Consider the following 18,381-nt stretch of genomic DNA (forward strand, 5'->3'; position numbering starts at 1 on the left):
CTGCCCGCCTTCTCAGCAAAGCATCCGCCCGAAAGGCTGCTTTTCCGCCATCCTTCCTACGGAGGATACCGGATCGTCCTTGCCTAAGCGTTAACCCTGCGTCCGCGGCGCAAACCGGCGGACACAAGGGAAGGGGGCGTGTCGCGGCGGATTTAGCCGAAGGTGGTCGTCGACCCCAGCAGCGAACTCAGAACGTCGGCGCCGGGTTCGACCACCGAGATCTCGAGCGCGCTCGTGCCGTTGGTGGTGTTGCCGGCGATGTCGGTCACGTTGGCGGTGATCTGGTGATCGCCGAGCCCGAGGTTGACGTCCAGCGAGAAGGTGCCGTCCTCGCCCGCGACGACCGTGCCGATCTTGCTGGAAATGTCGAACAGCTCGATCGTGGCGCCGGCTTCGGCGACGCCGGTGATCGTCAGGTTGTTCGTCTTCGCGGTGATGTTGTCGGAATTCGAAGAGCCCGTGTCGTCTTCGGGGGCGAGGTCGAGCTGGGTCACGGGCAGCGGCACGGTGGTGTCGACGGTGATCGTGATCGACGGGGACGGATCGGCGTCATTGCCCGCGACATCGGTCGCGATCGCGTAGATATTGTGCACGCCTTCGTCGAGATCGAGGTCGATGTTGAACAGGCCGTTCGCGTCCGTCTTGTCGGTGCCCAGCAGCAGGGTGCCCTCGTAGAGCTTCACGATCGTGTTGGCGGGGCCGATCCCGGTGATGGTCAGATCCTCGGTCTTGAAGGTAATCCGGTCCGATCCCGATTCGCCGGTGTCGTCGCCCGATGCGAAGTTCAGCGCGTCGATCGGAGCGGGCCCGGTCGTGTCGATGGTGACCGTCAGCTTGGTGGAGGCCTGACTGACGTTCCCCGCGTTGTCGGTGGCGACCGCGATGAGGTCGTGCGCTCCTTCCGCCAGGTCGATTTCGAAGGTGAACGTGCCGCTGGAGCTCGCCGTGGTCTCGCCCAGGCTAGTGGAGCCCTCGAACAGTTCGACCGTCGCGCCCGCTTCGGCGGTGCCGGTGATCGTGAGGCCTTCGGATTTGCTGGTGACGTTGTCGGTGGTCGAATCGCCGGTATCGTCTTCTGTGGCGAGGTTGAGCGCACTCGGCGCGACTGGCGCCACGGTATCCTTGTTGTCGTCTCCGCCGCCCGCGCTCGCGACCGCGAAGGCGCCGACGGCAAGGCCGCCACCGACGATGGCGCCGAGCGTCAGCGTGTTCTTGTCGTAGCCCAGGACCGAATCGTCGTTGCGGTTGCTGTCGGTCGAGTACCACGGGTCGGCACCGCCAACGGTGCCGGTCGTGCCCATCGAATCGCCCGCACCGGTCTGCGTGACCGGCGGGGTGCCGTCGGCATAGGAATTCAGCCACTGTTCGGCCGCGGCCCAGTCCTGAACGGTCTCGATGGTGACCTTGTCGTTGACGATCTGGCCGTCCTCGGCCCGGCGCTCGTCATCGGCGTGTTCGTTGATGTACTGGCCGAGCGACATGCGCTCGCCGGTGTCCGAGTCCTTCACGTCCACGCGCGCGCCGGCCGGAACCTTCAGGTTCGCCGGGAGCGCGGGCAGTTCCTTGGTGATGACCTTCTTGCCGTCTGCGGAGGTGATCCGAACGATGATTGCCACGTGCCTGTATTCCTCAAGAGTTTGCTGTCGGCTCGGCCCGCGCGGATGAACGCGCGATGTACCGTCATGACCATGACGGAGCGGACCGCCATTTTCCCGCGTCCCAGCACTATGAGCATCGTATATCAAGAGGCGATGAGCATTCCTGGTGGACGGTTCTTGCGCTTGGCTCTTGCTCCTGCGCGGAAAATCCGCACATGCTGCCTTGAACATGCTCCGCCAGTACGAACTCGTCGAACGCGTCAAGGAATACGCACCAGAGGCCGACGAGGCCCTGCTCAACCGCGCCTACGTCTACACCGTCCAGAAGCACGGAACCCAGAAGCGGGCCAGCGGCGATCCTTATTTCAGCCACCCGATCGAGGTGGCGGGCCTGATGACCGAGCTCAAGCTCGATCAGCAGACGATCGTCACCGCGCTGCTTCACGACACCGTCGAGGATACGCTGGTCACGATCGCGGACATCGAACAGATGTTCGGCAAGGAGATCGCCCGGCTCGTCGACGGCGTCACCAAGCTCAGCAAGATCGAGACACTGACCGAGAACGAACGCGCGGCGGAAAACCTGCGCAAGTTCCTCCTCGCGATGAGCGAGGACCTGCGTGTCCTGCTGGTGAAGCTGGCCGACCGGCTGCACAACATGCGCACGCTCCACTTCATCAAGAGCGAGGACAAGCGTCGGCGCATCGCGCGCGAGACCATGGATATCTACGCGCCCCTCGCCGAGCGCGTGGGCATGTACGAGTACATGCGCGAAATGCAGCTCCTCGCCTTCGAGCAGCTCGAGCCCGAGGCTTATGCCACGATCACCGGGCGGCTCAGCCAGATACGCAACCAGGAAGGCGGACAAGTCGACGCGATTGCCTTCGCCATCAAGCAGGCGCTCGCCGAAGCCGGGCTCAATGTCGAGGTCGCCGGGCGCGAGAAGCATCCCTACTCGATCTGGCGCAAGATGAGCGAACGCCACGTCACCTTCGAGCAGATCACAGACATCATGGCATTCCGGGTCCTGACCGACAGCCCGGACGACTGCTACCGCGCGCTGGGGGTGCTTCATCGCACCTGGCAGATGATCCCCGGGCGGTTCAAGGACTACGTCTCTACGCCCAAGACCAACGGCTATCGCTCGCTCCACACCGCGCTGATCTACGAGAATTCGATGCGCATGGAGGTGCAGATCCGCACTCGCGAGATGCACCGGACCAACGAGTTCGGTCTTGCCGCGCACTGGGCCTACAAGCAGGACGACAGCCCGGACGGCGAAGTCGGCTGGCTGCGCGACCTCATCGAGATCGTCGATTCCAGCCACGACGCCGAGGACCTGCTCGAGCACACGCGGCTGGCCTTCTATCAGGACCGCATCTTCGTCTTCACCCCCAAGGGCGCGTTGCACCAGCTTCCCAAGGGCTCCACCTCGCTCGATTTTGCCTATGCCGTGCACACCGACCTCGGCAATGCCGCAGTCGGCGCCAAGGTCAACGGGCGGCACATGCCGCTGCGTACGCGGCTGGCGAACGGCGATGTGGTGGAGATCATCAAGAGCACCCATTCCGAACCGCAGCTCTCGTGGCTCGGCTTCGTCGTCACAGGCAAGGCCAAGGCCGCGATCCGCCGCGCGGTGCGGGCCAAGGAGCGCCAGGAAGTCGCCGAGATCGGCGCAAAGCTGTTCGACGAGATCGCCGGGCGTGTGCCCGGCCGGATCGGGCGCAAGGCGATCGACGCCGCGATCGGCCGGCTTGGCCTGCGCGACGAGGAGGAACTCATGCTGGCCATCGGCTCGGCGCGGCTGAGCGACCGCGAGGTGATGGAAGCGCTGGTGCCCGGGAGCACCGCCAAACTCGCCGACGACGATGACTGGCCAAGCCGCGAACGCGCGATCTCGATCCGCGGGCTGACCGCGGGCGTCGGCTTCAAGCTCGCCGAATGCTGCCACCCGGTGCCCGGCGACCGCATCGTCGGCCTGCGCCGGCCCGATCGCAAGGTCGAGGTCCACACGATCGACTGCCTCAAACTGGCCGACGGCGTCGATGCCGACTGGCTCGACTTGTCATGGGGCGAACGCACCACCGGCGCGACGGGCCGCATCCGTCTGGTGCTCTACAACCGTCCGGGCACGCTCGCCGAAGTGACCGATCATTTCGCCCGCGCCCGCGCCAACGTGGTCAACCTGCAAATGACCAACCGCGACGAGCACTTCGGAACCTACGAGATCGACCTTGAAGTGAGCGATGTTGCCCACCTGGTGCGTCTGATCAGCTCGCTGCGCGGGAGCGACGCGGTCGCGGAGGCCGAGAGAATCTAGCCCTCGCCCGGCACGCGACGGATCGGCACCGGCACGTTGCAGATATCGACGCCTCCGGCGGGCTGGATGAAGAATTCGTCCTTCCGGTTCGCGCGCCGCGCGAGATAGGCGGCGAAACTTGCGCTCGCCGTGTCGAGGTACTGATAGGCGGGCAGGCCGGGCACTTCGTTGCCGAGCCGCATCGAAGGAATCGCGACCTGTTCCCGCGGCGTTTCGTAGAAGCCCAGTGGTCCCGTTCCGCGCGGCAGCGTCGAGAGGTGTTCGATCCCCTCGATCACCCGCCCGACCACCGCGATGTTGCGGTCGAGATGGCGCGGGGCATGGCCGATCACGGCATAGAGCTCGGCACCCGAGCCGGTATCGGGCGAAACGTTGCGGCCGACGCCGACGTAGCCATAGCAGTGCACCGGCCAGAAGACCGACGTGTCCGGGTCGAACGTGATTCCCTGTTGCTGGCGCCCATGCCTTTGCGTGTTCTCAGGCCGCGCGACGGGTTCTCCGTCCTCGTTCACCCAGCGCCCGGTCTCGGCATTGGCGATCGGCCAGCCCTGCCAGAACTCGACCCAGGTCGCGTAGCTGTCGCGCTCGTGCCACCCCTGGCGCGTCCTTTCGGTCTGCGTGGCGTCGATCGAGATGAGCGCGATCCTCTCGCTGTCGTGGCCTGCCAGGTAAGCTTGCGCGTCGCTTGCCATATTCTCGACCATCTCATTGGCAGTGGTGCCTGCCGAAATAGCGGTGAGTGTGTCCCGATCAACGACGTAGTTGCTTTCCGGCACCTTGCGCAAACCCTCCGGCAGCGGCTTGGCCTCGCCGCGCGCCTTGCCGTCTGGCGTCTCGTCCTCGCTTGCCGGATCGCCCCATTGCACGACGTAGTTGTCCTGCGCCCGAACGATCGCATTGCCGTCGTACCAGTGCGCCTTTGCCAGCGTTCGGATGTTCTCCACCCAGCCTTGCGAAAAAGGGGCCGGCAAAAGCTGGATCACCACGCGTCGCGGCTTGCCCGCGACATCGGGCGCCAGGTCCATCACCAGCAGATCCTCGGGCGCGATCGTGCGCCACTCGGCGGGCGGGGCTGCCGCAACGATGTCCGCGACGTTAAGCGGCGCTGACTGCGCCGCGAGCCGGACGGGAGCCGCGAGCGCGACGGCAAGCAAGACGAGCCTCTTCATCGCGTTACGATGCCAGCGACCAGCGTCTTGCGAAAGCCCGCATGTGCGGCTAGGGGCCGTTGCCTTGCCGAAAGGCATGCGGAGCGGTGGCCGAGTGGTCGAAGGCGCACGCCTGGAAAGTGTGTATACGGTAACCCCGTATCGAGGGTTCGAATCCCTCCCGCTCCGCCATAATTCATTAAGTTATTAATATAAAAAAGGATATTCTTCCCGCTTTGGAGCGGGTTTCTATCCTTTCCGCGTCTAGATCGCACCTCGAAGAACCGTTGTTGACCGAACGATCGCGTTCGAGAATATGAAATGCGGTGCCGAATGTCGGCAATGTTCGCGGCGTTGGAACCATGACAGACCCCTGCGAGGGGCAACTTCCTTCCAATCAGCCCAATAGCGCCTTTCTCCCGGACAGCGAAAGGCTGCCAGCCAAGGTCGCGAGCAGAAAGAGGCCGGTCAGGACAAGGCCGCCATCAACGACGAGGGCCATGCCGTCGCCGGCGCCGAAGATCATGAAATGCGCAGCCGCCAGTGCGACCAACGCCATTCCCGTTGCCAGACGCAGCGACCGGGAAATGGTGGTGACCGCAAGGATGCCGGCCATGCCGAGCGTCGCCAGGCTTATCGCGCCCCAGGCCCAGATCGGTATCGTGATTGATCGCGTGAACAACGCGGCGAAGGCAGCACCGCAAAGCGCAAGAGGCTGGCCCCAGACTGTCGCAGCCCATACGCGCTCCCATCCCGGCGCGGCGCGACCCTTGTCGCGTCGCCGGGCCAGCCAGATATTGACGCCGCCCGCGGCCAGATAGGTGAGGCCCAGGCCCAGCAGCGCATAGGCGATCTTGATAGTCCCGCCGCCGAACCAGCCGAAGTGCAGCAAACCCAGCGAACCCAGAATCTGCTGGCCGACGTTGTTGTTCGCGGCCTTCTGCACGTAATAGAGCGTACCTGCGCGATCGAAGGCGTAGGTATCCGCATTGGTGAGGCGCGACGATCCGTCCTCCATTTCGAACATGACCGCGGCGCCCTGTTCTTCGGGATGTTCGATGGCAAGATAGCGTATCCGGCCATCGGGCACCTGTCTGGCGATCTTGGCGAATGCCGGGCGCAGGTCGATAGGTGCGGCCGGCCGGACGTCTTCCACCGGATGCGGTGGCGTGAACAGGGCGTAGACCTTCGCAGTGTCGCCCTGAAACACCGCAAGGCCAAGCGCGCCGATGATGATCGCGCTGAGTCCGAGCAAGGCGCCCGTCAACGAGACCGTGACGTGGAAAGGCAGCGCCCATACCCCGATGCGATTGTGCAGATCGGCTTCCTGCAGGCGCCGCGCGCCGCCCAGACGAAGATGGAAGGCGTCGCGAAAGATACGCGGATGGGCAAGCAGGCCGGAGATGAGGGAGGAGAGCAGTGCCACCCCCGTCAGTCCGACGATGAAAATGCCCCAGCTTTGCGGCAGATGCAGGTTGATGTGCAGACGCGCCAGGAATTCGGTCCATCCCTGTCGCATGGGAACCAGGCGCCCATCCGCATCGGCGGCCCAGGTCGTGCGCTGCCCGTCTTCGGCGTCGATCCGCACCATCGGCCAGGGACGATCGTCCTGCGGCATCCTGACGAACACATGCTCGACCGGTGCCCGGGACCGCGCCATGGCGGCCAGATAGGCGGCCTGCGCCGCTTCACCGGAGAAGCTTTCCATCCGGGGCAGATCCGGGTTTTCCCAACGCTGGAATTCATTGAGGAACACGGCGACAGTGCCGGTCAGGCACACCAGATAGAGAATGGCGGCAAAGGCGATGCCAAGCCCACTATGGCCTTTCAAAACCGCCCGCACGAGATCGGGCGAGGGGAAGCGAGTGGATTTGTCTTTCCTGGTCATGCGAAACCCCGCAGCACCGCCGCGCCAAAGCCTAGCAGCGCAGTTCCGACGAGGACCGCGGTCGCGCGCAGGATGCGGCTGTCGGCCAGGGTCCAGGCCATGGCGCCGCCCCAGGCGACCGGCACGATCAGCCCACCGATCAGCAGACGGGTCTGCGCTTCGCCCGGCGCCCATACGACGTAGCTGATGCCCACCGCCATCGCGGCGATCATGCCGACAGGACCCGCAAGCGACCAGCGCAAGATCGTTCGCCAAGAGCTGGGCGAACGCTCGGCCGGCTCCGGCGCCAGGCCTTCGCGCGCCTTTCGTGCCGCCCTCGCCGGCCGCAGCGTGTAGCCCGAGGCAATCAAGACGAGAGCCGCCAGGGGAATCAGCGTGGCCGCGAAGAAGAGTCCGCGCGCGCCGTCCACCAGCCATGCCGGCCAGATCACACTGCCGGCGATAACCGCCCATCCCGAAGCCCGCCAGCGCATCTTGTCCGATCGTTCGCGCCAGGCGCGACGCAACAGCCAGGCCCCCGCGAGGCCCCCTGCAAAAATAATCGTCGCCGCGAGGAGAGGCTGCACGAGGGTCAAAAGCCTGCCTCGAGGATTACGCCGACGCTGCGCGGCGTGCCGATGATCGCGAAGTTCGTGACGTTGTTCACGTACTGGTCGTACTTCTCATCGAACAGATTGTTGGCGAACAACGACACACTCCAGTGATCCGTCTCATAGCCGACACGCGCATTGACGATCGTGCGGCCCCCGACGTGGCTCTCCGACTGGGGAAGCGAAACGTCGGTATAGACGCCGCTGCGATAGCTTGCGTTGACGTTGGCGTTGAAACCGCCGCCGAACCGGACATTCGCGCCGCCCGCGAGCGTCCAGCGAGGTGCGTAGGGAAATTCCAGGCCCGACAGATCGGTGATCGAACCGACATCGGTGACGAACTCGTCGAATTCCGTGCGCGTGTGGCCAAGGCTGGCATACCAGTCGAAAGCCCGGGAGACGCGATGCGCAAGCTCCAGCTCGAACCCGTAGATATGGGACTTGCCGGCGTTCACCGTATGGGTGTCATAGAGCCCGTTGCCGAAATTGGCGGTGGTCTGCTGGTCGGTCCAGTCGATGTAGAAAGCGTTGGCGTTGACTGTCAGGCGGTCATCGAGCCAAGCCGAGCGCAGCGATAGCTCGTAGTTCCAGGTGAATTCCGGATCATAGGGAAACAACTGCGAGCGCGCCGTGTTGAAGCCGCTGCCGCCGGAGCGATAGCCGCGTTGCGCGACGAAGGCGGTGGAAATGTCGGGCGTCCACGCCATTTCAACGCCGCCCTTGGGCAGGAAGGCATTGAAGGTGCGGGTGCCGACCGGAGTGAAGCCGTTGGCATCCGATACGAAGCCGAGCACTGCGGCGTTCACGCCCTGGATCACAGGCACCAGCATGTCGCCGAAGGCGGCCGGATCAGGCAGGGTGCCGACAAAGGTCGCGACCGCTTCGCCCCCGATCTTGTTGCGCTCGCGATCGTAGCGGAAGCCGCCCAGCAGGGAGAGGCGGTCGGTGAGGCGGTAGCGGGCGTCCGCGAAGAGCGCCATCGTTTCCACCTTGGTCGGAAAATCCGACGTGTAGTCGACCGGGATGAACGGCAGCGCGCCCGTATAAAGCGTGGCGACCTGTTCCGCGGTCTCTGCCCCCAGCACGTCGGTGAGAAGGCCCGCAATGGTGGGCCCCGGTGTGGGGACCAGCGTAACCTGATGCGAGCGCCGATATTGATCGCGGTTGTAGTAAAACAAGCCGGCAAGCCCGCTCAGGCGATCCCCCTCGTAATTGAGACGTAACTCCTGCGTGAAGGTCTCGGCGCCGCCGGCTATGTCGCTGTAGGCGGTGCTGGCTGCCGATGAATCGCCGTCATACTTGCGCGTGAAATCCGTATCCGTCCACGTGGTGAGCGCGTTGAAGGACAGGCCGCCGCCCAGATCATAACGCAGCTCGAACATCGCCTGATCGTTATCGACATCGCTGCTGTTGGGGTAGTCGGACGGGTTGGTGCGGTTGTCGAAATAATCCCCGACCGACCGGTCGACATACGTGAAGAGATAGCCGCCCTTTGTCTCGAAATGATGGTAGCCGAGGTGCGCTTCGAAGCCCGGCAGCGCGGCCGGTGTCCACAGCAGCTTGCCGCGAATGGACGTCGAATCCACGCCGCTTTCCGGCTCGTCGCGAGTTATGTTTCGGATATAGCCGTCCGAGTCCCGCTTCTCGGCCGAGAGGCGGAAGGCCAGTTCGTCAGGCACCAGCGGTCCGCCGCCCGCAACCGCAAACTGCGTCGTGTCGAAGGAGGATAGGAGCGCGCGGCCCTTCAGGCTCCAGTCGAAAGTCGGGTCCTGCGTGCGGATATGGACCGCTCCTGCCAGCGCGTTGAGTCCCTGGATCGTCGATTGAGGCCCGCGGAATATCTCCACCTGCGCGACATCCCACATATCAGTCGGACCGTTCGACAGAATGTCCTGAGGCAGGGGCGCGCCGTCGACGAAGACAGTCGCCGTCGCCCCGTCGCCACCGCCCGACACGCCGCGCTGGTCAATGCCGCGAATGGAGAAGCCGGAAGCGCCATAGGTTTCCGAGACATTCGCGGTTCGATTGTAGATGTCCTGGATCGTCAGGATGTTCTCCTCGTCCAGCCGCTCTTTCGTGGTCACGCCCACCGAAGCGGTGGTCTCCTGCAGGCTCCGGGTCGTCTTCTCGCCGGTAACGATAATCTCGTTCTGCTCGCCCTGCGGCACGGCTTCCTCGGCTAACGCAGCAGATGGAGTCGCCAAAAGGGCTAGAGGAGAGAGCGAAGGCAGCAGTCGGATTTTCATGATTCCCCCATTTGATCGAGCGCCGCCTATGAAATATGATATTGCGAGTCAATCGCAATTGATGGCTGTGTCCTGCTCGCCAGTCGACGAGAGCGCATGGCGCCCGGTGAGGATCGCCTCCACCACCGATGGCGTCAGAAACGCAAACCGCACGGCCCGCGCCGCCTGGGACGCGGTGGATTCCTCCCGCCGTGACGCCTTTGCGATGCCGCGAATCGCCGCCCGAAGTGGTCCGGCTGGTCGTGCGGATGCGTGTTCGCTTTCCGTGGTCATGACGGAATGTCGAAGACCTGCTCTCTTCCATTCCGACGACGAAAACGTGCGATGCCGCGATTTCGACAGGTGAAGTCGCTATAAAAGTCCGCCTCAGTCCATGCATCTCTGCACAACCATTTCAGCCAGGACGCCAGCTCGTCGATCGACAGACTTACGAGTAGCGTCGCTCAGCCGCCTTGGCCGAGTGGCAAATCCTGGAGAACTGAGCGCGCGCTCGCGAAAGCCGAGGCATGGCAGTTGGACACGAGTTTGCTTTGGGATGACAGCACCATTTCGGCGCGTGTTCGCCGTTGAGATAGTGGGAATAAGCCGACGATGAGCGATGTATCCCATTCTGAAAGCGGCGAGAAACGTGGGCGCGTAGGCAGCGCCGCGAGACCGGCCGCATCGCCGTTCGCGGTTTATGGTGACGTCGATGTGCGAATCCTGATCGAGGACTATCCGCTGGCTTGGGTCTGCTCGGTGGACGGAGACGAAGCTGCGCACTTGCCGCTGGTGGGTGTCTTCGATGCGGCTGATCGTCTTACGGAGCTGATCGGCCATTTCGCGGTCAGCAACCCGCTTGGCGCCGCTTTTGCCGCGAGTCCGCGCGCGACGATCCTTTTTTCCGGTCCGAGCGGATATATCTCGCCAGCATATGCCGGTCGTCGCGATTGGGCGGCGACATGGAACTATGCCAACCTGCGGATCGAGGCCGAAATCGCAGTGGAACCGGCTCTGACGGAGCAGGCTCTCGATCTGCTCGCAGACAAAATGGAGGCGGGGGCGGAAATGCCGTGGAGCCCGGCCGAGCTGGGCGGGCGCTACGACTCCCTGCGCTCCCGGATCGTCGGCTTCCGGGCGTCTGTGTGCCGCTTGGAGGGACGCTTCAAGCTCGGACAGGATGAGCGGCCCGATACGTTGCGGAGCATTCTCGCGAATCTGCCCGATGGCGATCTGAAAGCGTGGATGCACCGCTTCAATCGAGACCGGCTGGCGGGTGGCTAGTGGTCGGATCGTCGGTCGCGGCGGTCAACGACGAGGGACGCATGACCGGTTCCAAAGCGGTCGATCACGCCTCGGGCCGTGGTATTTGAACCTTACGATCCGTCCAGCCCACGGCTTCTTCCAGCATCAGTCCCAGCCCGAGTAGCGCGTCGTCCCCGCCGCGCGCTGTCCAGAACATCGCGCCGACGGGCAGGCCTTGGTCGCAGCGGAACAGGGGTAAGGAGATCGCGGGAAAGCCGCCGATATTCTGCAACTGGGTGTAGTTCACATGTCGAAAGTGATCGGCCCACAGCGCTTCGAATGGCCGGTCCGGGGCCAACTGGCCGAGCGGAGGAGCCGTGTCGCTGGCTACCGGGCTCAGCACCATGTCGAAGCGCCGCCAGAAGCGTTCCAGATCGCGGTGCATGGCGTCCGAACAGGACAGGGCTTCGGCAAGCGTTTCCGGGTTCACCGTTTCACGCAGGGCGGCCAACCCCAGCGTCCACGGTTCCAGCAGGGCTTTCGCGGGTTCCGGCGTGCGATCGAAGACCTCTCCGGCAGCGTGAACCCACAGCGTTTCGAATGCCCGGCGGATGGCCGCCCCGTCGAGCGGCGGTTGCGAAGGTTCCACATGGTGACCGAGCGCTTCGCACAATGCGCCGGCCTTGGTCAGCGCGGCGGCCACGTCCGGTGCGGGCGGCAGGCCGTCAAGGCCGATCGGGTACAGCGCGATGCGCAATTCTCGTTCCGGACGCGTTGCGCCGGGCGGCTGTGCGCGCAGGAATTGCGCGGCCCAGATGGTATCGCGCATCGAGCGGCCATAGAGCGCGTCACTCGTCAGCAGATCGTCGACAAGCGACGGCCCACGCGCGCGCAGGTTCCACCCCCGGCCGGGTTTGAAGCCGATTATCCCGCAGTGCGCCGCCGGAATCCGGATGGAGCCGCCGCCATCGCTCGCCGTTGCGAACGGCACCATCGCGGTGGCTACCGCCACGGCGGCGCCGCCGCTGGAGCCGCCGCTGCCCCGGTCCGGCTGGCAGGGATTTCGCGTCGGGCCGTAAAGCAGCGCCTCGCTGGTTCCCATCAGGCCGAATTCGGGCATGCAGGACATGCCGCAGGGAACGAGCCCGGCCTCATCCATCCGGCGGACAAAGGGAAACTTGCGTCGGCCGACGGCGGTCAGGCGCGATCGCGATCCCGAGACAAGCGGGAACCCGGGATACTCCATCGAGGCCTTCAGCAGATAGGGCACGCCGGCCATCGGGGCATTGCGATCGACCGTCGCGGCCGCTTCGCGCGCATGGCCGAACGCACGATGGCTCACTGCGTTCACGCCGGGGTCCATTTCCTCGATCCGCGCAATCGCGGCGTCGACCGGCGCGGTTGGCGGCACTTCGCGTTTGCGGACGAGTTCGGCCTGACCGTGCGCGTCCAGTACGCTGATCGCGCGCAGATCGTTTGCGTTCATGGTCTGCGGACTTTCCGGGCCCGCCACAGCAGCCACCCGGTCACCGTCATCGTCGCCAGCCACAGCCCGACCGCCAGCACCAGCACGCGTCCCGCCGTGCCTCCCGCTCCGCCGCTGTGCAGCGGAAACAGCGCTGCCATGAGGGCTTGCGGTCCCGACATTTCGCTGGCGGGGAAGCGGCCTCGCACCGTTCCGGTCCCCGCGTCGACGAACACCATGCTGGCGCCGTAGGCGCGCGCCAGTTCGCCGGGCTCCTTCAGTCGCACCGCGTAGGTCCGGTCGGTCTCGGTTGGCAGCTTTACCGCCGTCAGAGTGCTTCCGGGGATTTCGGCCAGGGCGCGGTGCACCGCCTCGGCAAGGCCGATGTCGCCGCCGTGGGGCACGGTCGGACTAGCGAGCGCCGGGTCGTCGATCCCGGCGAGGCTTTCAATCGGCTTGTTGAAGGCGAGGAGCACGCCGGAGCCCACCGTCAGCAGGGCAGGCAAGGCGGCAATCAGGCCGATGGCGCGATGCCAGCCGTAGAGCCGAGTGGGCAGGGGGCCGGCTTTGCGCGGCACGAGGGCCTTGCGCCAGGTTCCCGTCCGCGGCAGCGCCATGGCCAGGCCCACCGCCAGATTGCTCAGCAGCAGCAAGCCGCTGACGCCGAGAAGCCACCGTCCGAACGGCGGGACAAGCAGATCGTGGTGCAGGCTCACCAGTGTTCCGGTCACGCCGCGCGCGCCTTCGGGTCGCACGCGCAAGGGCGCGCCGTCCCCGGCGATCCGGATCGTTTCTCCGGCTCGCGTCGCGGAGCCCGAAATGAACATGTCGAACCGGTCGGCGAGCCCGTCGCTGGTCCACAGGGCGGTTACCCGGCGGCCCGAGCCGTCTGAATTGACGGCAGCGATCCGCTGCCCGATCGCCCCAAGGTCGGTGGGTCGGTGCGCCGCGGATGCCGAAAGATCGCTCAGTTCCCAGTGGAACACGATCAGCGTCCCGGTAGTCGCCTGAAACAGCCAGAGCACGCCTGCCGCCAGTCCGAGTTGGCGATGCAGCGTTGCCATTCGCCGCCGCGTTCCTGCCGTCAGCATCGCGGCGTCACTTTTGCGTGCTCGTGCGTTGGCGGCATGTCGCGCTCAGAACGCGAAGACGGCATTGAGCCGCAGCCTGTCGAGCCAGTCCCTCGCAGCGCCCGGACTGGCCGGGTCCGAGGCAAGCGGGCGATAGTGATAAAGGATCAGGTTTAGCTGTGTGTTTGCGCGCAACGCGTAATCGAGTGCGATCTGGTGCAGCCGGTAACTTGTGGCGAGGCCGATGTTGTCGTGGCTGAACGCTGCGAAGACCGCGTCCGCTTCGGCCTGCATATAGCCATAGCTCATCCGCAGCCCGCCAGCTTGCGCGGTGCTTCCCGCGCTGAGCTGCGCGAAATAGCCGGTGTCCGCGCCGGTCGCGGCGCCGAAGTTGTGAACTGTCTCGGCGGTTGCCGAGACCGGCCAGTCGACGCCGAACCCGTCGAACCGCGCGATGGCGATCACGTCGAGCAGGTCGAAGTCCGAGAGATAGCTGCCATCGCGCGCGCGCAGGTTGGAGCGGAAGTCGCCGGCATCCGCCCCGGCGAGCGCTGAGAGGTGATAATCGTAGTAGCCTGCCGTAAGACTGGCGGACCAAAACGGCGAAAGCCGGCCGCCGAGGGTTACCTGCCCACCGAGCATATCGCTGCCGTGGCCGCCCGCCGCCTCAGAAACGATCGAATAGAGCGCGGTCGCTTCCGCTTTCAGACCCCTGCTGCCGAGCGGAGCGGAGACGCTGGCGCCGAGACCTTCGGGGTTGAAGTCCCCGTCCCAGACAAGCTCGGTGCCGCGAAGGGGAAGGGCGAACTTGCCGCCGGTCAGCAACAGGTCGCCGAAGCGCGCTTCGACATAGGCCCGGTCGAGACTGACGGTCAGGTCGTCGACGAAATCGCCCACGGTCACGTCGGCTGTATTGGGGTCGTCGGGATCGCCGGTCACGAGGCGCGCGCCGACGGTAACGTTACGGTCGAGCGCATAGCGGGCGCCAAGCCGCGCGCGCATCACGGTTCGCGAACGATCGCGTGCGTCCTTGTCCGACCAGTTGAATTCCTGCCGCAGCCGCAAGTCGCCGGAGACGGAAAGCCGAGACGGTTCGGTTGCCGGACGGACGCCTTGCGCCGGAAACGGCGGGGCGGCGGCGGGCGATGCCGGGCTCGCAACGACTGGAGCCCGATACGTGGCCGCGAAGGCCTCGCCCCGTGTCGCCGGGGCCTGGTTCGCGGCGGCCAGACCGCGTACGGTCCGTTCGAGTTCCGCGATGCGCGCGTCCTGCTCGGCAACCTTGCGCTGCAAAGCTTCGACGTCCCCCGCCGCGTCTTGCGCCGCCGCGCGAACCGGCGTGAGCACCGAAGCGCCGAGCAGCAGCATCGCGCCGATTCGGACGCGCGATTTGGCGCGCGCAGGGTTCATCGCTCGAAGCCGGGGCTTCGGGACAAGGGATCGCATAGGTTCTTCCTGATTTGCCGGGCGGCTTACCAGTGTGAAAAGCGCTCCCAGCGAGCGACCACCAGCCCGTCGGCAATCACATTGTACGCGGGGAACTGAGCGGCGGTGGCGCAAGCGTGATTGGGCAGGATGCGCAGCCGGGTTCCGATCGGGAACCGGTCCGGGTCGATCGGCTGCCCCGAGCGGCTGGTGATGATGCCATGCTCCTGATTGGCCGAAGAGATCACCAGATCCCCGATCGGCGTGCCGTAACGGTCACACACGAGGCCGAAGCCCATGTCCATCGCTTGGTTCTGAGTGCCCCGGTCGCGTGACATTGCCATCCATCCGGCGTCCACCAGCAGCCAGCCTCGCTCGGGCTTGTGGCCGATGACGCTGGTGAGCACGCTGATCGCGATTTCGTCGACGGTGCAAGCACTTACTCCGGCCATCACCAGATCCTGAAAGACGTAGACACCGGCGCGAAGCTCGGTCACGCCGTCCAGGCTTTCCGCGAAAAGGGCTGTCGGCGTCGAACCCATGCTGACGATCTTGCATGTCAGGCCCGCGTCGCGCAGCATCGTTGCAGCGGCCACGATGCCGTCCCGCTCCATGCGCGCGTAGCGACGGATCTCCTCGTGCGTGCGGGCATCGTAGGAACCTCCGGCGTGAGTTAGCACGCCGACGAGATTCGGGCCGAGCCTGCGCCCGATCTCCACGATCAGAGGATCGTCCGGGCTGAGACCGCCGCGATGTCCGTCGGTGTCGATCTCTATCAGAGTCGGCACCGCCAGTTCCTCGCGGCCGGCAAATTCCGCCACGGCTTCGGCGGTGGCGAGACTGTCGAGAATGATCGTCATCTGCGCGCCCGCGCGGATCAGCGCCGCCACCCGGGGGAGCTTGGCCGGCGCGATGCCGACGGCATAGAGAATGTCGCGATAGCCGGCCTGATGAAAACGCTCCGCTTCCTGAAGCGTGGAAACGGTTATCGGATCGTCTTCCCCGGCGACCATTCGCGCGACCGGGATGCACTTGTTGGTCTTCAAGTGCGGGCGAAGCCTGACATGCGGAAACCGGGCGGCCTGCGCACGCATGCGTTCGATATTGGCGAGCATGCGCGCGCGATCGAGAAGCAAGGCGGGCGTGAAAAGGCTGTCTAGGCTGGCGGACTGCATAACCGGCTCGAAATGGCGAATTGAAGAGAGTGCATCATTGCCGCGCGGGATCGCGCTGCGGCAAGGGTTAAAGGCTAATGGAGCCATAGCGATTAGCAATGGCGAAGGCGGCGGTTGCCAGCTTCATGGCGGCGCCATACCATGGAATGATGACCGATCCCGCCCCGCGAGACGAGCAGGACAGCAATCGTCTCGATCCCCAGATGCTCTCCGATTTGTGGATTTTTCGCGCGGCCGCCCGGTCGCGGTCTTTCACGTCGGCGGCCCGCAAGCTGGGGGTTACGCAAGGGGCGGTGAGCCAGCGCGTGCTCCGCCTCGAAGGCCGGCTCGGAACCTTGCTGTTCTCCCGCCAGAACGGCGGTCTGGTGCTGACCGACGCGGGGGAAGCGATGCTGCAGGCGATGAACGAAACCGCGCTGACGCTGACCAACGTGCTCAGCCGGTTCGATCGCGTGCAGCGTCGTTCGCTGGTGGTGAGCTGCGTTCCGTCGCTCGCCACCCAGTGGCTCGTTCCGCTGCTCGACGAGTTCTATGACCGACATCCCGATGTCGAACTGTTCATCCGCGCGGACATCGCCATGCCCAGCGTGGAGCGCATGGAGGAGGAGGGGATCGACATCATCGTCGATTACCGCCTCGACCAGCCCGGAGACCTGCAGCAACTGGCGAGCTTTCAGGAACTGATCCTGCCGGTCTGTTCGCGCGACTATCGCGAGACAATGGAAACGGCGGGCGAGGCGGTGGGGGGAGCTGCCGCGATCACCCGGCTGCACGACAACGTCCCGTGGGTGGGCGGCCCGAGGGATTTCGAATGGCAGGAATGGAGCAAGGCCAGCCCGCTATGGCGTGACCATGCGATTGCCGAACGGCAATTCAACCTGGCCCACCTCGCATACCACGCGGCCCGTTGCGGGCAGGGCGTCGCGATCGGGCGCACGGTGATCGTTGCCGGCCTGATGGAATCGGGCGAACTGGTTCCCGCAAGCGATCTGCCGCCCGTTGCGGGCGCGCAATATCGTATAATGGCCAATCGTCCCGGCAACGCGCAATCGCCCGTGCGCAAGTTCGCGAGCTGGCTCGTCGACAAGATGGAGCAAAGCCAGACCCGGGCCATGGCATGCGTTTCGGCCAAAAACGGCAGCGCCTGCACGATCGGCTAATCACCCCAATAGCGTTTCGCCGGTTCCGCCGTGCCGCACGAATTGTCATGGGGCGGCATGATCGACCAAAATCGCGAATCGCTGGCCATCTCTTTCGACGACGTTGTCGCCGCTTCCCGTCGGATCGCCGGATACGTCCATCGCACGCCGGTTCTGACCTCGCGCAGATTGAATGCCATCCTCGACGCGCAAGTCTTCTTCAAATGCGAGAACCTGCAACGGATCGGCGCTTTCAAGGCGCGCGGCGCGCATAACGCCGTCCTGTCGCTGGACGATGAACGCGCCGCGGCGGGCGTGGTGACACATTCGTCCGGAAATCATGCCGCGGCGCTTGCGCTTGCGGCGTCCAGCCGGGGGAGCACCGCGGCAATCGTCATGCCGGAGAACGCTCCGGCGGCGAAAGTGATGTCGGTCCGCCGGCTGGGCGGAGAAGTCCATTTCTGTGCCCCGACCATCGCCGCGCGCGAAGCGGCGGCGGCCGGGCTGGTCGAGGAACGCGGCGCCACGCTCGTTCATCCCTACAACGATCCGCTGGTCATTGCGGGGCAGGGGACGGCGGCGATGGAACTGATCGAGGACTATCCGGCGCTCGATGCCGTGATGGCACCGGTGGGCGGTGGCGGACTGATGGCCGGAACCGCCACGGCGGCGCGGGCGATGGCGCCGTCGATCCGCATCCTCGCCACCGAGCCCGCGCAGGCCGACGACGCCTGGCGCTCATGGTCGGGCGGAACGCTCGATCCGGGCGATCCGCCCGATACCATCGCGGACGGCTTGCGCACCACGCTGGGCGATCTCAACCTGCCGATCCTGCGCGCGTTGCTCGATGATTTCGCCACCGTGAGCGAGCAGGCGATCGTCGAAGCGATGCGGCTTGTCTGGGAAATCATGAAGATCGTCATCGAGCCGAGCAGCGCCGTGCCCGTCGCCGCCCTGCTCGAACGCAAGTTCGATCTGCGCGACGCGAAAGTGGGCGTCATCCTCACGGGGGGCAATGTCGATCTCGGTCTGCTGCCGTGGCAGCGCGCGCCCGAGTCTCGATAGCGCTGCCGCGTCTCCTCCGCCGGGAGAG

14 protein-coding genes and 1 tRNA gene are annotated in these 18,381 nt (G+C 65.3%); 5 read left to right on the forward strand and 10 right to left on the reverse strand.

The features are described 5' to 3' along the window. Window positions 1-152: 152 nt before the first annotated feature. A complete protein-coding gene (locus B2G71_RS14100; RefSeq protein ID WP_098106914.1) occupies window positions 153-1,616 on the reverse strand; it encodes an Ig-like domain-containing protein in 1,464 nt (487 codons plus the stop codon). A gap of 211 nt (window positions 1,617-1,827) precedes the next feature. On the opposite strand from B2G71_RS14100, the gene B2G71_RS14105 reads away from it, so the two are divergent. After that, window positions 1,828-3,918, forward strand: a complete 2,091-nt coding sequence (locus B2G71_RS14105) for a bifunctional (p)ppGpp synthetase/guanosine-3',5'-bis(diphosphate) 3'-pyrophosphohydrolase (RefSeq protein ID WP_098107114.1) — start codon at window positions 1,828-1,830, stop codon at window positions 3,916-3,918. Here B2G71_RS14105 and B2G71_RS14110 read toward each other — a convergent pair. Beyond that, a complete protein-coding gene (locus tag B2G71_RS14110; RefSeq protein ID WP_098106916.1) occupies window positions 3,915-5,087 on the reverse strand; it encodes a peptidylprolyl isomerase in 1,173 nt (390 codons plus the stop codon). The genes B2G71_RS14105 and B2G71_RS14110 overlap by 4 nt on opposite strands. 80 nt (window positions 5,088-5,167) lie before the next feature. Here B2G71_RS14110 and B2G71_RS14115 point away from each other — a divergent pair. Continuing rightward, window positions 5,168-5,258 (forward strand) — tRNA-Ser (locus tag B2G71_RS14115). A 205-nt stretch (window positions 5,259-5,463) separates the two neighbouring features. Here B2G71_RS14115 and B2G71_RS14120 read toward each other — a convergent pair. From B2G71_RS14120 to B2G71_RS23790, 4 genes are read right to left on the reverse strand one after another with little or no spacing between them, the layout of a single operon-like run. Beyond that, entirely contained in the window at window positions 5,464-6,954 is a 1,491-nt protein-coding gene (locus B2G71_RS14120; protein WP_098106918.1) for a PepSY-associated TM helix domain-containing protein, read from the reverse strand. Then, window positions 6,951-7,520, reverse strand: a complete 570-nt coding sequence (locus B2G71_RS14125) for a hypothetical protein (RefSeq protein WP_098106920.1) — start codon at window positions 7,518-7,520, stop codon at window positions 6,951-6,953. Before B2G71_RS14125 ends, B2G71_RS14120 begins: the two co-directional genes overlap by 4 nt. Window positions 7,521-7,525: 5 nt before the next feature. Further along, on the reverse strand, window positions 7,526-9,790 hold the full coding sequence (locus B2G71_RS14130; protein ID WP_098106922.1) for a TonB-dependent receptor: 2,265 nt from the start codon (window positions 9,788-9,790) through the stop codon (window positions 7,526-7,528). 48 nt (window positions 9,791-9,838) lie between these two features. Beyond that, complete coding sequence (locus B2G71_RS23790) at window positions 9,839-10,063, reverse strand: hypothetical protein (protein ID WP_141521578.1); 225 nt, start codon at window positions 10,061-10,063, stop codon at window positions 9,839-9,841. 318 nt (window positions 10,064-10,381) lie between these two features. On the opposite strand from B2G71_RS23790, the gene B2G71_RS14135 reads away from it, so the two are divergent. Further along, complete coding sequence (locus B2G71_RS14135) at window positions 10,382-11,053, forward strand: FMN-binding negative transcriptional regulator (protein WP_098106924.1); 672 nt, start codon at window positions 10,382-10,384, stop codon at window positions 11,051-11,053. Between the two features lie 64 nt (window positions 11,054-11,117). Here B2G71_RS14135 and B2G71_RS14140 read toward each other — a convergent pair whose 3' ends face one another. From B2G71_RS14140 to B2G71_RS14155, 4 genes are all read right to left on the reverse strand, one after another. Continuing rightward, the gene (locus B2G71_RS14140; protein ID WP_141521579.1) at window positions 11,118-12,500 is read right to left on the reverse strand and encodes an amidase family protein; all 1,383 of its coding nucleotides are present in this window, start codon (window positions 12,498-12,500) and stop codon (window positions 11,118-11,120) included. Next, window positions 12,497-13,543, reverse strand: coding sequence for a PepSY-associated TM helix domain-containing protein (locus B2G71_RS14145; protein WP_168176365.1), 1,047 nt, complete (start codon window positions 13,541-13,543; stop codon window positions 12,497-12,499). The genes B2G71_RS14140 and B2G71_RS14145 overlap by 4 nt, the downstream gene beginning before the upstream one ends. A gap of 72 nt (window positions 13,544-13,615) precedes the next feature. Beyond that, window positions 13,616-14,959 (reverse strand): putative porin, encoded by a 1,344-nt coding sequence (locus B2G71_RS14150; RefSeq protein ID WP_168176366.1) that lies wholly within the window; start codon window positions 14,957-14,959, stop codon window positions 13,616-13,618. Between the two features lie 62 nt (window positions 14,960-15,021). Next, the gene (locus B2G71_RS14155) at window positions 15,022-16,149 is read right to left on the reverse strand and encodes an alanine racemase (RefSeq protein ID WP_098106932.1); all 1,128 of its coding nucleotides are present in this window, start codon (window positions 16,147-16,149) and stop codon (window positions 15,022-15,024) included. Between the two features lie 98 nt (window positions 16,150-16,247). Between B2G71_RS14155 and B2G71_RS14160 the strand changes: the two genes are divergently transcribed. Next, entirely contained in the window at window positions 16,248-17,309 is a 1,062-nt protein-coding gene (locus tag B2G71_RS14160; RefSeq protein ID WP_098106933.1) for a LysR family transcriptional regulator, read from the forward strand. Window positions 17,310-17,366: 57 nt separating this feature from the next. After that, a complete protein-coding gene (locus B2G71_RS14165) occupies window positions 17,367-18,353 on the forward strand; it encodes a pyridoxal-phosphate dependent enzyme (protein ID WP_098106935.1) in 987 nt (328 codons plus the stop codon). The last annotated feature ends 28 nt before the right edge of the window (window positions 18,354-18,381 follow it).

Origin of the sequence: Novosphingobium sp. PC22D, assembly GCF_002556635.1 — a bacterium.
In the GTDB taxonomy this organism is placed as follows: Bacteria; Pseudomonadota; Alphaproteobacteria; order Sphingomonadales; family Sphingomonadaceae; genus Novosphingobium.

Coding starts and splice junctions, on each gene's coding strand:
- B2G71_RS14105 (WP_098107114.1), top strand. CDS start 1,828: ATGCTCCGCCAGTACGAACTCGTCGAACGCGTCAAGGAATACGCACCA.
- B2G71_RS14110 (WP_098106916.1), bottom strand. CDS start 5,087: ATGAAGAGGCTCGTCTTGCTTGCCGTCGCGCTCGCGGCTCCCGTCCGG.
- B2G71_RS14120 (WP_098106918.1), bottom strand. CDS start 6,954: ATGACCAGGAAAGACAAATCCACTCGCTTCCCCTCGCCCGATCTCGTG.
- B2G71_RS14130 (WP_098106922.1), bottom strand. CDS start 9,790: ATGAAAATCCGACTGCTGCCTTCGCTCTCTCCTCTAGCCCTTTTGGCG.
- B2G71_RS23790 (WP_141521578.1), bottom strand. CDS start 10,063: ATGACCACGGAAAGCGAACACGCATCCGCACGACCAGCCGGACCACTT.
- B2G71_RS14135 (WP_098106924.1), top strand. CDS start 10,382: ATGAGCGATGTATCCCATTCTGAAAGCGGCGAGAAACGTGGGCGCGTA.
- B2G71_RS14140 (WP_141521579.1), bottom strand. CDS start 12,500: ATGAACGCAAACGATCTGCGCGCGATCAGCGTACTGGACGCGCACGGT.
- B2G71_RS14145 (WP_168176365.1), bottom strand. CDS start 13,543: ATGGCAACGCTGCATCGCCAACTCGGACTGGCGGCAGGCGTGCTCTGG.
- B2G71_RS14150 (WP_168176366.1), bottom strand. CDS start 14,959: ATGAACCCTGCGCGCGCCAAATCGCGCGTCCGAATCGGCGCGATGCTG.
- B2G71_RS14155 (WP_098106932.1), bottom strand. CDS start 16,149: ATGCAGTCCGCCAGCCTAGACAGCCTTTTCACGCCCGCCTTGCTTCTC.
- B2G71_RS14160 (WP_098106933.1), top strand. CDS start 16,248: ATGGCGAAGGCGGCGGTTGCCAGCTTCATGGCGGCGCCATACCATGGA.
- B2G71_RS14165 (WP_098106935.1), top strand. CDS start 17,367: ATGATCGACCAAAATCGCGAATCGCTGGCCATCTCTTTCGACGACGTT.